This window comes from Neisseria animalis (assembly GCF_900636515.1).
Classification (GTDB): Bacteria; Pseudomonadota; Gammaproteobacteria; order Burkholderiales; family Neisseriaceae; genus Neisseria; species Neisseria animalis.
In genome coordinates, this window is the sequence record NZ_LR134287.1 from 1476458 (window position 1) to 1490769 (window position 14312).

The 14312-nt window shown below is 52.2% G+C and carries 12 protein-coding genes; 8 read left to right on the plus strand and 4 right to left on the minus strand.

The genetic code is table 11. The annotated features are described in order from the left end of the window. Positions 1-96: 96 nt before the first annotated feature. Positions 97-1224 carry a M14 family metallopeptidase gene (locus tag EL111_RS06925; protein WP_123796067.1) on the minus strand — a complete coding sequence of 376 codons (1128 nt, stop codon included), beginning with the start codon at positions 1222-1224 and terminating at the stop codon, positions 97-99. Between the two features lie 215 nt (positions 1225-1439). Here EL111_RS06925 and EL111_RS06930 point away from each other — a divergent pair, with 215 nt between their 5' ends. Then, positions 1440-2153, plus strand: a complete 714-nt coding sequence (locus tag EL111_RS06930) for an S-methyl-5'-thioinosine phosphorylase (protein WP_123796068.1) — start codon at positions 1440-1442, stop codon at positions 2151-2153. Between the two features lie 591 nt (positions 2154-2744). Here EL111_RS06930 and EL111_RS06935 read toward each other — a convergent pair. Beyond that, positions 2745-4049, minus strand: a complete 1305-nt coding sequence (locus EL111_RS06935; protein ID WP_123796069.1) for a replication-associated recombination protein A — start codon at positions 4047-4049, stop codon at positions 2745-2747. Positions 4050-4302: 253 nt separating this feature from the next. Here EL111_RS06935 and EL111_RS06940 point away from each other — a divergent pair, with 253 nt between their 5' ends. The 4 genes from EL111_RS06940 to EL111_RS06955 all read left to right on the plus strand — a co-directional run bounded on the left by EL111_RS06940 (position 4303) and on the right by EL111_RS06955 (position 7488). Next, entirely contained in the window at positions 4303-4644 is a 342-nt protein-coding gene (locus tag EL111_RS06940; RefSeq protein WP_123796070.1) for a hypothetical protein, read from the plus strand. A gap of 12 nt (positions 4645-4656) precedes the next feature. Then, positions 4657-4842, plus strand: coding sequence for a hypothetical protein (locus tag EL111_RS06945; protein ID WP_123796071.1), 186 nt, complete (start codon positions 4657-4659; stop codon positions 4840-4842). A gap of 145 nt (positions 4843-4987) precedes the next feature. Beyond that, positions 4988-6400 carry a threonine synthase gene (gene thrC / locus EL111_RS06950; protein ID WP_123796072.1) on the plus strand — a complete coding sequence of 471 codons (1413 nt, stop codon included), beginning with the start codon at positions 4988-4990 and terminating at the stop codon, positions 6398-6400. A 311-nt stretch (positions 6401-6711) separates the two neighbouring features. Then, the gene (locus tag EL111_RS06955) at positions 6712-7488 is read left to right on the plus strand and encodes a ferredoxin--NADP reductase (RefSeq protein ID WP_123796073.1); all 777 of its coding nucleotides are present in this window, start codon (positions 6712-6714) and stop codon (positions 7486-7488) included. 647 nt (positions 7489-8135) lie between these two features. Here the strand turns inward: EL111_RS06955 and EL111_RS06960 are convergent. Together EL111_RS06960 and EL111_RS06965 are read right to left on the minus strand one after the other, a co-directional pair. Further along, positions 8136-9137 carry an adenosine deaminase gene (locus EL111_RS06960; protein WP_123796074.1) on the minus strand — a complete coding sequence of 334 codons (1002 nt, stop codon included), beginning with the start codon at positions 9135-9137 and terminating at the stop codon, positions 8136-8138. A gap of 168 nt (positions 9138-9305) precedes the next feature. After that, positions 9306-10238, minus strand: a complete 933-nt coding sequence (locus tag EL111_RS06965; RefSeq protein WP_123796075.1) for a pseudouridine synthase — start codon at positions 10236-10238, stop codon at positions 9306-9308. A gap of 163 nt (positions 10239-10401) precedes the next feature. Here EL111_RS06965 and hisS point away from each other — a divergent pair, with 163 nt between their 5' ends. The 3 genes from hisS to der all read left to right on the plus strand — a co-directional run bounded on the left by hisS (position 10402) and on the right by der (position 14077). Continuing rightward, a complete protein-coding gene (gene hisS, locus EL111_RS06970) occupies positions 10402-11697 on the plus strand; it encodes a histidine--tRNA ligase (protein WP_123796076.1) in 1296 nt (431 codons plus the stop codon). Beyond that, a complete protein-coding gene (locus EL111_RS06975; protein WP_123796077.1) occupies positions 11698-12327 on the plus strand; it encodes a YfgM family protein in 630 nt (209 codons plus the stop codon). It abuts the gene before it with no gap. Between the two features lie 280 nt (positions 12328-12607). Beyond that, positions 12608-14077, plus strand: coding sequence for a ribosome biogenesis GTPase Der (gene der, locus EL111_RS06980; protein ID WP_123796078.1), 1470 nt, complete (start codon positions 12608-12610; stop codon positions 14075-14077). The last annotated feature ends 235 nt before the right edge of the window (positions 14078-14312 follow it).

Below are 14312 nucleotides of genomic sequence, written 5' to 3' on the forward strand. Positions count from 1 at the left end.
CCGTTGCACCGTACCAGTAATAGGGCTACTCACATTGATTTTGAATAGAAAAAGCCGTCTGCAAAATCAATACAGACGGCACAGACAGCCAAACGCTTAACGCAAGCTGCCCGATACGCTCCAAATTGCCGACAATACCGCTTCGCCCAAGCGCAACGAGCGTTGTCCGTTCCAACCGAAATCATCATCGGGCAGATTGTTGTTGTCTTTAAACGGCATTTCCAAAGTATAGGCCAAACAGCCGAAGCGTTCGCCCACCCAGTTGGTTGCCAGTCTCAAATCAGCCTTGCCCGGCTCGTCTTTCGGATAGCCGTATTCGTCTTGAAAATCAGGGCTTGCCGCTTCCAGCGCGGCTTTAAACTGCCGCTCCAACTCCGCAATGCGCTCATCATAAGACGGCACGCCTTCCGTACCTGCTGCAAAGATAAACGGAATACTTTCATCGCCATGAATATCAAGAAACAAATCCACACCGGTTTCCAGCATTTTTTCGCGCACCCGATACACTTCGGGGCTGCGCTCCAAAGTCGGATTTTCCCATTCACGGTTCAAATCCACACCGGCCGCGTTGGTACGCAGATTGCCCAAAACAGAGCCGTCCGGATTCATGTTCGGCACAATATAAAATGTCGCACGGTCAAGCAAAGCACGGGCTGTTGAGTCTTGCGGATCCAGCAGGCGGGACAGCAAACCTTCCACAAACCACTCCGCCATCGTTTCCCCCGGATGCTGGCGCGCAATAATCCATACTTTCAAATCGCTTGCCACTTGGTTGCCGATGGTCAGCAAATTGATGTCGCGCCCCTGAACGGTACTGCCCAAATCATCAATCTGGCACAAACCGCTGCCTTGCGCCTCACCCAAAAGATTAAGGTGCTGCTCGTTGGAATACGGCTCAAAATAAGCATAATAAATACTGTTGGCCAGCGGCGTATGATTAATGGTCAAAACCCCGTTTTCATATTCCGTCGGCACACGAAACCAATTCTGCCTGTCGTAAGAAGCGCAGGCCTGATAACCCTCCCAACCTTCAGGATACGCGGCCTCCGCAGCATTTTCAAAATGCATGACACAATTTTGATATGCCGCCCCCTGCAAACGGAAATAAAACCATTGCGCGAAATCCGCCGCATGATCAGCGCGCAGGGCGAGACGGATGTCTGCAGGATTACTCAAATCTTTCACAACCACAGAACCGGCATCGAATTGGGTACTGATTTTCATAAACAGCCTTCAGGTGCGGATAAACAAACCCTATTTTAAAACATTTCCCACCGCCGATAAAAGATTTTCCACACAATCCCCAACACTCCCGACACAAAAATCTCCGGAACTGCTAAACTGGAAACCGTACCGACCACAACCCAAAGCAACATACCGATTTTACAGACGGCATATCACGCACCCCGCTTCCCGTCTGCTACAAAAGGAGAAACATCATGCTGGCCATCATCGGCGGCAGCGGCCTCACCCGCCTGCCCGAACTGCACATCACCCAACGCCGTATCGTCCGTACCCCATACGGCATTACCAGCAGCCCGATTGTCAGCGGACGCTTGGGCAGCCATGAAATCGTTTTCCTTGCCCGACACGGTTTCGGCCACACCATCGCCCCGCACGAAATCAACTACCGCGCCAACATTTGGGCATTGCATTCCATCGGCGTACAGGACATCATTTCCGTTTCCGCCGTCATCAGCCTGAACAGCAGCTTGGCAAACGGCTCGCTGGTATTGCCCCACGACTTGATTGACTATACCCACAGCCGTTCCGCCACCTTTTTTGAAGGACAGGAACAACCCGTTACCCATACCGATTTCCTGACGCCCTATTCCGAAACCTTACGCCACGCCCTGCTGCAACACGCCGAAAAACAGCAAACGCCCATCTGCGACCACGCTGTTTACGGCTGCCTGCAAGGACCGCGCTGGCCGACCCATGCCGAAATCTGCCGCTATCGGAACGATGGCACAGACATTCTCGGCATGACCGGAATGCCCGAAGCCGTGCTGGCGCGCGAACTCAACATCAACTACGCCCATCTTTGCGGCATCATCGGTATGCGCTGCCTCACCGGCAACAACCAAACCGCCTGCCAAGCGGATAACGAGCAAACCATACACACCATCCGCCGCCTGTTGGCAGATTTATAACGGCCTTTTGCGCCCATACGACAAAACTGCCGAATATTGGAAACAAACTATTCAATCTGTTTCTACTGTTCGGCAGTTTCCACACCGCATTCTGCACAAAATACCCGCCACACCGCCCCGCCGCATTGTGCAGATGATTGCTCCACGCAACAAACTCGGCAAATATGATCATGAAAAAATGAGACAACCTTGCTTTGCCCCCCAAAAAGGGATTTTGACCAAGCCGCCGAAGCAGCAAATCCACCAATCCGTATTGTCAATCCGTATCGTCTGAATCTTTATTGACCTGTTATAGTCGAATAAAATAAGAATGAGACAAGGCAGCGAAGCCGCAGACAGTACACATAGTACGGCAAGGCAAAGCAACGCTGTATCATTTTTATTTTAAATGACTATAATTCTGCATCGTTCGACAACAGCATCTTTCCCATAGCGATAAATCCCCCTATCCGCACCTCCTGCACTAAAGGCCGTCTGCAAAACAGGCTGTTCCCCATTTTGCAGACGGCCTTGAATACCCATCCTGCCCGACATTTGCCGGATCACCGTTCCCATCAGCCAAACTTCATCTGCCGACAATTGCCCGAAAAATTACCCTTCCGCTTCTTCGTCCAACTGTTTCAGCCAAGCCAGTTTTTCACCGATTTTGATTTCCAAACCGCGCGGCACCGGCCGGTAAAACTCCGGCTCGTCCAAGCCGTCGGGCATGTAGGTTTCACCGGCGGCATAAGCGTGCGGCTCGTCGTGGGCGTAGCGGTATTCGCGGCCGTAGCCCAGCTCTTTCATCAGCTTGGTCGGCGCGTTACGCAGATGGACGGGTACTTCGTCGCTGGCGTGGGCTTTGACGAATTGGCGCATTTGCTTGTAGGCGTTGTATCCGGCGTTGGACTTGGCGGCGGCGGCCAGATACAGCACGGCCTGCGCCAAGGCCAATTCGCCTTCGGGAGAACCCAGCCGCTCGTAAGTGGCGGCGGCATCGTTGGCAATCTGCATGGCGCGAGGGTCGGCCAGGCCGATGTCTTCCCAAGCCATGCGCACAATGCGGCGGGCGAGGTAGCGCGGGTCTGCGCCGCCATCGAGCATACGCCCGAACCAATACAGTGCGGCATTCGGGTGGGAACCGCGAACGGATTTGTGCAGTGCGGAAATCTGGTTGTAAAAACTTTCGCCGCCTTTATCGAAGCGGCGGATTTGCGCCCCCAAACTTTCCGCCAAAAAGGCAGCGTCCAAGGTTTGCAGACGGCGTGCGGCGGCGGCGCGCAACAGTTGTTCCAATAAGTTCAACATCCGCCGCGCATCGCCGTCGGCGGTTTGGATGAGCAGCTCATGCGCATCGCCGTCGATGGCAAAGTCCCGGTATTCGGGCAGAGCCAGCACTTTGGCAATCAGCTGCTGCATGTTTTCTGCCGATAAGGGTTGCAGTACATACACTTGCGCGCGGCTCAACAGGGCGGGGTTGACTTCAAACGACGGGTTTTCGGTCGTTGCGCCGATAAAGGTCAGCAGCCCGCTTTCCACGTGCGGCAGAAACGCATCTTGCTGCGCCTTGTTGAAACGGTGCACTTCATCGACGAACAGAATGGTGGGCCGGCCGTGTTGCAGCGCGATTCCGGCTTTTTCGATGGCTTCGCGGATGTCTTTCACACCGGAAAATACTGCGGATACGGGCAGAAACTGGGCGTGGAAACTCTGCGCCAAAATCCGTGCCAACGTGGTTTTCCCCACGCCCGGCGGCCCCCACAGCAGCATGGAATGAGGCTTGCCGCCTTCCACCGCCACACGCAGCGGCTTGCCTTGGCCGATTAAATGCTGTTGGCCGATGACATCGTCGAGCGTGTGCGGGCGCAGGCGTTCGGCAAGGGGGGCTTCGGGTTGGCGGGCGAATAAATCGGTCATTTTCAGACTTTCAACTGTTTCGAAGATGCCTTGTCTGCCATGGAAACACTTTTAAGCAATCAACCGTTATCGATGTATGGAATTTTTGTTTGGCTGAATCGGCTTGGGCACTACATTCCCATCATGTCTGATTTTGCAGACGGCATTTGGCAGACGGCTGCTTAACACTTTATATTATATCCGAATCATTCCCACTATTTCAGAGCCTTGCGGTATAATAAGAAAATTTTCCATTCTGCGCCTGAAAGCCGGTATGCATAAAACATTATCGCTCATGCTGTTTTCCATGCTGCTGTGCGCGTGTACCGCCGATTCCGCGCCGACAGGCAGCAAGTTTGTCCGATTCGCAATCGAGAAACAATGCCTCGCCAAGTTGGACAACGACACCGGCCGGCTCTTTGTAGCCATTGCTTCAGAAACCGGAGAGCAGACAGAATGGCCGAACAAAATCTGCGGCTGCGTCGGTGAGGAAGCTGCCAAACAGATAACGGCAAACGATCTGGTGCAGATACTCTCTCCCAACTCACGCAACCATGCCTTGACCGCATTGGGAATCCAAGCCGTCGCCGCCTGTACGCAACGCCTGTATCAATAGAAGATTTCCGTGATGAAGAAAATCCTTACATTCGCTTTAGCCGCCGTCTTACTGGGCGCATGCAGCCATTATTCTCCCGTCAACCGCCCGTGCGAAACCCAAGCCTGCAAAAAACACGGCACTTGGGACGCCTGCATTGGCAACGGCTGCGGCAAAGATTTGGGTTACGACAGTCTCAGCAACCCCTCGGGCAGATAATACCTGCAACCATTTACCGCTTTAAGCAATCAGGGCATTTTGCAGACGGCATGATTAAGACAAAATGCCGTCTGCAAATACAAACCGCCCAAACAGACGCAATCTCCGTCCTTTGGCAGGACACCCAACCAGCAAGGAAGATTTGATGAAATACATCAGTACGCGCGGACAAACCGCGCACAAACCTTTCAGCGAAGTATTACTGATGGGCTTGGCCCCCGACGGCGGCCTGATGCTGCCCGAAGCCTATCCGCAAATCAGCGGGGAAACGTTACAAAAATGGCGCGGCTTGAGCTATCCTGATTTGGCTTTTGAAATCATGAGCCTGTTTGTTACCGACATTCCTGCCGACGACCTGCGCGGCATTATCGAGCGCACTTATACAGAAGCCGCGTTCGGCAGCAAAGCCGTCACACCCGTCCGTACACTTTCAGACGGCATCAAAATCCAAGCGCTTTCCAACGGTCCGACATTGGCATTCAAAGATATGGCGATGCAGTTTTTGGGCAATGCGTTTGAATATGTGCTGAACAAAGAAGGCAAACAGCTCAATATCTTGGGTGCAACCAGCGGCGATACCGGATCTGCGGCGGAATATGCCCTGCGCGGCAAAAAAGGCGTGCATGTTTTTATGCTGTCTCCCGAAGGCAAAATGAGCAGTTTCCAGCGTGCCCAGATGTTCAGCCTGCAAGACGAAAACATTCACAATATCGCCGTCGAAGGCATGTTTGACGATTGCCAGGATATTGTGAAAGCGGTGCAGAACGATGCCGGATTTAAAGAACAATACAAAATCGGTACGGTAAATTCCATCAACTGGGGACGCATCGTCGCCCAAGTAGTGTATTACTTCGCCGGTTACTTCAATGCCACCACAAGTAACGAACAAAAAGTCAGCTTTTGCGTGCCGAGCGGCAACTTCGGCAACATCTGTGCCGGACATATCGCCCGCCAAATGGGTCTGCCTATCCACCGTTTGATTGTGGCAACCAACGAAAACGACGTATTGGACGAATTTTTCAAAACCGGCCGTTATCTGCCGCGCGGCAGCGAGCATACCTACGTTACCTCCAGCCCGTCGATGGACATTTCCAAGGCTTCCAACTTCGAGCGTTTCATCTTCGATCTGATGGACAGAGATGCAGCGGAAATCGAAACCTTATGGGCGGAAGTTGCCGCAGGCAAAGGTTTCGACTTGGGTTTCACGTTGGAAAAGGCGCGCAGGCAATACGGCTTCGCATCAGGAAAATCCACGCATGCCGACCGCTTGGCAACCATCAAAGCAGTTTACGAGCAGGACGGCGAGTTGCTTGACCCGCATACCGCAGACGGCATCAAAGTCGCCCGTGAAATACGCGAACCGGGCGAAACCATCGTATGCTTGGAAACCGCGCTGGCGGCAAAATTCGAGGCAACCATCCACGAAGCCGTCGGCAATATCGCCGTACCGCGTCCCGCCCGTTTGGAAAATCTGGAAACCTTGCCGCAACGCGTACAGGTTGTGCCGAACAATGCCGAAAACGTGAAAAACATCATTCGGAAAACATTGGGGGCATAATACGTCTGCCGTTTCGGACGGCAGCAATCCTTATGCCGCGCAACCGGCACGGCCTGCCGCCCTCCCGAAAATCAGCAGGTCGGATACGCAAAGCCGCAGACAGTACGGCAAGGCGCGGCAAGGCTGTGCCATTCTGTATCAAATAACGATACATTCGGCCGCTTCCGATACAATGTCCGCATTATTGAAAGACAAACCGGCATTGATACCGGCAGTTGTAGCAGGAATTTTTTTTGTTTAGAATACCGCATCCGGCGGTTTCGGCCGTCTGTATTTTGCAGACGGCATACCCTATCAATACAGGAATCATAATGGCAGCATTCAACACCCAAAAAGTCTTGTCCGTACACCATTGGACGGAAGACTACTTCTCCTTTACCTGCACGCGCGACGAATCCCTGCGCTTTGAAAACGGCCAATTCGTCATGATCGGCCTGATGGTGGACGGCAAACCGCTGATGCGCGCATACAGCGTTGCATCGGCCAACTGGGAAGAAGATTTGGAATTTTTCTCCATCAAAGTGCAAAACGGCCCGCTGACCAGCCGTCTGCAACATTTGAAAGAAGGCGATGAAATCCTCATCAGCAAAAAACCTACCGGCACGCTGATTTTGGGCGATCTCAATCCCGGCAAACACCTCTACCTGCTCTCAACGGGAACCGGTCTGGCGCCGTTTTTGAGCGTGACCAAAGATCCCGAAGTGTACGAACAGTTTGAAAAAGTCATTTTGGTACACGGCGTACGCTACAAAAAAGACCTCGCCTACTACGACCACTTCACCAAAGAACTTCCCGAACACGAGTATTTGGGCGAAATGATTCGTGAGAAACTGATTTACTATCCCGTTGTATCGCGTGAAGAATTTGCCCACCAAGGCCGCCTGACCGATTTGATGAAAAGCGGCAAACTCTTTGAAGACATCGGCCTGCCCCCCATCAATCCGCAAGACGACCGCGCCATGATTTGCGGCAGCACGGCAATGAACAAAGATACCTCTGCCGTTTTGGACAGCTTCGGCCTGACCGCTTCACCCAAAATGGGCCAGCGCGGCGATTACTTGATCGAACGTGCGTTTGTCGACCAATAAATCCGAATATACCGCTATATGCAAAACCGTCCGTATGATTTCAAATCAACCACATTTTGAAATCATACGGACGGTTTTTTACAGCCGGATAACACAGCATAAAACAAGGCAGCAGAGCCGCAAGCGCCCAGACCATATAGGGCGGACTTGCTGATTTAACCCCTTCTTTGGACAAAACACAGCAACGCCGTATTATTCCGCATTAAATAGCGATATTTTGCAGACGGCCTTTCCGCATCGTAGAGCTTTGCAGGCAAATGAAAAAGCCACTCAGTAAGGCTCCCGCATACAGTTCGGGCTGCACCACTTACACGCGCTCATTGCAAAGCAAAGGCTACGGCTGGGAGATTATCACCGTGTTTTGAGTGGCTCTTTGCAGTGTTAAGGCAAATCAGACAAAAGTCAAATACAGCATAAAAACTGCATACAAATTGACACCACACATAAATCGAAACTGCAAAACGGAGCAACGCCGCAGTTTCGTTATTTATAGTCGAATAAAATGAGAATGAGACAAGGCAGCGAAGCTGCAGACAGTACAGATAGTACGACAAGGCAAAGCAACGCAGTATCATTCTTATTTTAAAAGACTATACCTTACCATAACGGCGCAATCATGCCGTCTGCAAAACAAGCACTTCAAGCCGTCAAACAATCTTATCAATCCGACTACACCACCGCTCTTTTTCTTCATCGCTTAAAAACGAAGCCGCAAACGAATTTTTGCACAATGTACGGATTTCCCCGGCAGTCAAATCCAAAGCATCGGCCAGTTCGGTAAAATTGTGGTTCACATAACCGCCGAAATAAGCCGGATCGTCGGAATTTACCGTAACCAAAACCCCACGTTTCAGCATACGGCGCAAATTGTGCTGCGCCAACTGCCCAACCACCTTCAGTTTCAAATTACTCAGCGGGCAGACCGTCAGTGGCATTTGCAGGTCAACCAACCTTTCCATCAACTCTTCGTCTTCTTCCGAACGTACGCCGTGGTCGATGCGTGCAACCTCCAACAAATCCAATGCTTCGCGAACATATTGCGGCGGCCCCTCTTCGCCCGCGTGCGCCACCGTTAAAAAGCCTGCTTCACGCGCTCTGGCAAAGACACGCTCAAACTTGGACGGCGGATGGCCAACTTCGCTCGAATCCAAGCCCACGCCAATGATGTTCTCTTTGAAAGGCAACGCCTGCTCCAAGGTTTCAAAAGCCGACTCTTCCGACAAATGACGCAGGAAACACATAATCAGCAGGCTGGAAATGCCCCACTCTTTGCGCGCGGCTTCGCAGGCACGGAGCATACCGCCGATTACCGTTTCAAACGCCACGCCCCGCGCCGTATGCGTTTGCGGATCAAAAAAGATTTCCGTATGCACCACATTATCGGCTTTACAGCGCAGCAGATAGGCATAAGTCAGGTCGAAGAAGTCCTGTTCGTGCAGCAACACCGCCGCGCCGGCATAATAAATGTCCAAAAACGACTGCAAATTGTGAAATTCATACGCCGCGCGAATCTCTTCCACATTGCGGTAAGGGATTTCAACACCGTTGCGCTGTGCAATTTCAAACATCAGCTCCGGCTCCAACGTACCTTCGATATGCACATGAAGCTCTGCTTTCGGCAAAGCGGCAATCAGGGAATGTAGCGACATATCTGCTCCTTAATATACGGCAAAAGGCCGTCTGTAAATTCCGGCGGAAGGCACAGCCCGTTTTGCAGACGGCCTTTTCAATCCGCCATACCGCAACCGGCTTGCTATCCAAACCCGCCATGATGTATTTACCCTGCACACTGTTTCATCAACAATCTGCTTCACACTTCAAACACCAGACAAGCACATGGTGCTTTCAAATATCCGCATTTCCCCGCTGAACGGATCGGCAAATTCAATACGCTTGGCCAGTAATTGCAACGGCTTGCTGTAATCTTCGCTGCCTGCCTCATGCGCTACCGGATACAGCGTATCATTCAGCAGCGGCATACCCAAACGCATCATGTGTACGCGCAACTGGTGCTTTTTGCCGGTATGCGGATACAGACGGTACAAACTGTTCACCCCACAGTTTTCCAACAACTCGATGGTGGTCAACGCATTCGGCTCTCCCTCCACCTCGCGGGTGAGATAAAACTGCTCGCCGCGCACCATGCGCGACTGCACCGAATAAGGATAAACCAAATCCGTGCGTGTCGGCGCAACCGCCTCATACACCTTCTTAACGGTTTTCTCCTGAAACATCTTCTGATAAGCATGGCGTGATGACGGATTGTGCGACAGCAATATCACACCCGCCGTATCCTTGTCCAAGCGGTGCAGCGGCGAAATATCCGCCACATTCAAATGCTGGAGTTCGGGGCGCAGCCGCAATCTTGTCAGCAAAGTTTCGCGCAAAAACCGTCCGCTGGGGATAACCGGCAGAAAATGAGGCTTGTCGGCCACAATCAAATGTTCGTCAACATACAGAATTTTTTCATCAAACGGTATGCGCGGCTCGCTCTCCCGACTGGTTTCCCGATAATAATAAACCGTTTCGCCTGCTGCAAACGGCGCATACTCGTCTAAAGGTCTGCTGTCGCTTCCGACCACAAAACCGCTGTTTAGCCGCGCCCGCCAGCCTTCCCGTCCGACAAAAGGAAAGCGGATGCAGAGAAAATCCAACAGCGGCAGATGATAAAACCGCTTGTCATGCGGCAGAACCAAATAGCTGGGTTTTACGCCGTCCAAAAGCGGCAAAGGATTGGTACGTTTGCTCATAAAGCAGAATTGTACCTGAAGACGCCCACAACAGTTTGCCTCACCTGAACTTTATTTGCATTTTTGCAGACGGCCTCCCCCCCGCAAACAGCCTTCCGAACATCACAAATCATGAAAAATCAGCTATAATCCCCTACTATTTGATAAAAATATCCACTCCGAAATGGCACAAAAAATCCAATCGGTAAAAGGCATGAACGACCTTTTACCCGTCGAACAGAAAGACTTCAAACTCACCGCCGCATTCTGGCAGGCTTTTGAAGATACGGTAAACCGATGGGCACGCGCCTACGGCTACCGCCAAATCCGCACACCGATTGTCGAACAAACCGGTTTGTTTGTCCGCTCAATCGGTGAAGAAACCGATGTCGTTGGCAAAGAAATGTACACTTTTTCCGATTCCAACGACTCCCTGAGCCTGAGCCTGCGTCCGGAAGGCACAGCTTCCTGCCTGCGCGCCGTAGTCGAGCACAACCTGCTGTACAACAGCCCGCAAAAATTATGGTACATGGGACCGATGTTCCGCCGCGAACGCCCTCAAAAAGGCCGTTACCGCCAATTCCACCAAGTCGGTATCGAAGCCTTGGGCTTTGAAGGTCCCGATATTGATGCGGAAATCATCGCCATGTCTGCCGACTTATGGGACAAACTGGGCATCAGCAACTACCTGACCTTGGAAATCAACAGCTTGGGCAACCGTGAAGAACGTGCCGCCCACCGCGCCGCCTTGGTTGCCTACCTTTCCGAACACGAAGCGGAGTTGGACGAAGACAGCAAACGCCGTCTGCACACCAACCCCTTGCGCGTACTCGACAGCAAAAACCCCGATTTGCAGGAAATCTGCAACGCCGCGCCGCGCCTGATCGACTATTTGGGCGAAGCCTCCCAAGCACACTATGCCCGTTTCAAAGCCATGCTCGACGGCTTGGGCATCCGCTATGTCGAAAACCCCCGCTTGGTACGCGGTTTGGATTACTACAACCAAACCGTATTCGAATGGACCACCGACAAACTCGGCGCGCAAGCCACCGTATGCGGCGGCGGACGTTACGACGGCCTGATTGAAGAATTGGGCGGCAAACCGGCGGCCTCCATCGGTTTTGCCATGGGTATCGAACGCCTGCTGCTGCTGGTGCACGAATACGGCTCTTTAACCGCCAATGCCGCACCGGACGTGTATGCCGTACATCAAGGCGAAGACAGCGATTTGCAGGTCATGAAATACGCCCAACTCCTGCGAGCCGAAGGCTTCGACGTTTTACAACACTCCGGCTACCAAAGCCTCAAGGCACAGATGAAAAAAGCAGACGGCAGCGGCGCACGCTTTGCCCTGATTGTCGCCCAAGACGAGCTGGCCAAAAACACCGTTACCCTGAAAGACCTGCAAGGCACACAAGGCCAGCAGACCATCGCCGCCGCCGATTTGATTAACACTTTACACACATGGAAGAATGCATAAATGGCAGCCCATTTGGAAGAACAACAAGAGTTAGACAACTTCAAATATTTTTGGAAGCGTACCGGCCGTTGGATATTCGCCCTGCTGGTTATCGCCGCATTAGGCTACTTGGGCTACACCATGTACCAGCGCCATCTGGTTACCCAAAACCAAGAAGCCGCAGCCGTATTGGAGCAGTTGGTTGAAAAAGCGCAGCAAAACGCCGACCAGCAGCAGCTGAACGCCGATTTGCAAACACTCCAAGAAAACTACCCCAAAACCATTTCCGCCGCCCAAGCCACGCTGATGGCTGCTGCCGCCGAGTTTGATGCAGGCCGCTACGATGTTGCCGCCGGTCACCTGAACTGGGTGTTGAAAAACCAGCAAACCCCGCTGATTCAGGCTTTGGCGGCGCAACGTCTGGCTGTGGTCAACCTTCAGCAGAAAAAATACGATGAAGCACTCGCCGCGTTGAACACCAAAGTAGAAAGCGACTTCGAGCCGCTGCTGCTGGAAACCAAAGGCGATGTTTACGCCGCGCAAAACAAAAAACAAGAAGCCCTGCAAAACTACGAACAGGCTTTGGCCAAGCTGCCCAAAGAAGCGGCCGGACGCGAATTGCTGCAAATGAAAATCGACGCGCAAAAATAAGCCGTCTGCAAATACCGCAGTTTCAGCATTGCCATAACACCGCCGTCATTCCCGCACCCTCGGAGTACATACTGATTTCAAACAACGCATTCCCGCGTAAAGTTGTCGAAACAGGCTGTGAATTCCGACCTTGCGGCAATGGCGGCTTAACCGCTTGATTGTATTTGACAAACATTCAAGCAAACCCCAAACCCTTAAATACCGGATACCCCTATTTGCAGACGGCCTTTACCCTTTATGCCGTCTGCAAATACCGCACCACCGAAAGCATATTAAGAAAATGAAACCCACCATTGCCCTTGTCGGCCGTCCCAATGTCGGTAAATCCACCCTGTTCAACCGCCTGACCCGTACCAAAGACGCGCTGGTACACGACTTACCCGGCCTGACCCGCGACCGCCACTACGGGCACGGCAAAGTGGGCAGCAAGCCCTATCTCGTTATCGACACCGGCGGCTTCGAACCTGTCGTCGACAGCGGCATTCTGCACGAAATGGCAAAGCAAACCCTGCAAGCCGTCGATGAAGCCGATGCCGTTGTTTTCTTGGTGGATGCGCGTACCGGTCTGACCCCGCAAGACAAAATCATCGCCGACAGACTGCGCCAAAGCCCCCGACCCGTCTATCTCGCCGTCAACAAAGGCGAAGGCGGCAACAAAGCCGTTTTATCCGCCGAATTTTACGAACTCGCACTCGGAGAACCCCACGTCATCTCCGGCGCGCACGGTGATGGCGTGTACTATCTGATTGAAGAAATTTTGGAAAACTTCCCCGAGCCGGAAGAAGAAGCCAAAGAGCCGAAACACCCCGTATTTGCCGTAATCGGCAGACCCAATGTCGGCAAATCCACACTGGTTAACGCCATTCTCGGAGAAGAGCGTGTCATCGCTTTCGACATGGCAGGAACCACCCGCGACAGTATCCATATTGATTTTGAGCGTGACGGCAAACCGTTTACCATCATCGACACCGCCGGCGTACGCCGGCGCGGAAAAGTCGAAGAAGCCGTAGAAAAATTCTCAGTCATCAAAGCCATGCAGGCCGTAGAAGCCTCCAATGTCGCCGTCTTGGTACTGGACGCGCAGCAAGACATCGCCGACCAAGATGCCACCATCGCCGGTTTTGCCCTCGAAGCCGGACGCGCACTGGTAGTGGCCGTCAACAAATGGGACGGAATCAGCGAAGAACGCCGGGAACAAGTCAAGCGCGACATCAACCGCAAACTGTATTTCCTCGACTTTGCCAAATTCCACTTCATTTCCGCCCTCAAAGAACGCGGCATAGACGGCCTGTTTGAAAGCATACAATCCGCCTACAACGCCGCCATGATCAAAATGCCGACGCCGAAAATTACCCGTGTACTGCAAAGCGCTATCGAACGCCAACAACCGCCGCGTTCAGGATTGGTGCGCCCGAAAATGCGCTATGCCCACCAAGGCGGCATGAATCCGCCCGTTATCGTTATCCACGGCAACTCGCTGCAAGCCATTTCCGACAGCTACACCCGCTACCTCACACAAACCTTCCGCAAAGCCTTCAACCTGCAAGGCACACCGTTGCGTATCCAATACAACGTATCGGAAAACCCCTACGAAGAAGCCGCCGACAAACCAAAGAAAAAACCACTACGCCGCGTATCTTTAAGCAACCGCATTGAAAAACGCGAAAACCGCAAAGAAGAAAAATCCCGCAACAGCGGCGGCAAATCTAAAAAACGTCAAGTGAGCATAAAGAAACAGCACAGTAAATAAAACCATTCTGTATAATCAATCCGTACTACCATCAGCAAACAATGGCCGGGTTATTTGTATTCACATATAATACATACCTTCCAGCCCTAAAAAGCCGTCTGAAATTCAAACTTCAGACGGCTTTTTATCTACCATGCTATGATATAAGTGAACAAACATTATGCATCAATCTCGACATCACAAAGATATTAATAGGAAGTTTACAATCCATTACAACAAACTTGTTTATAGAAGT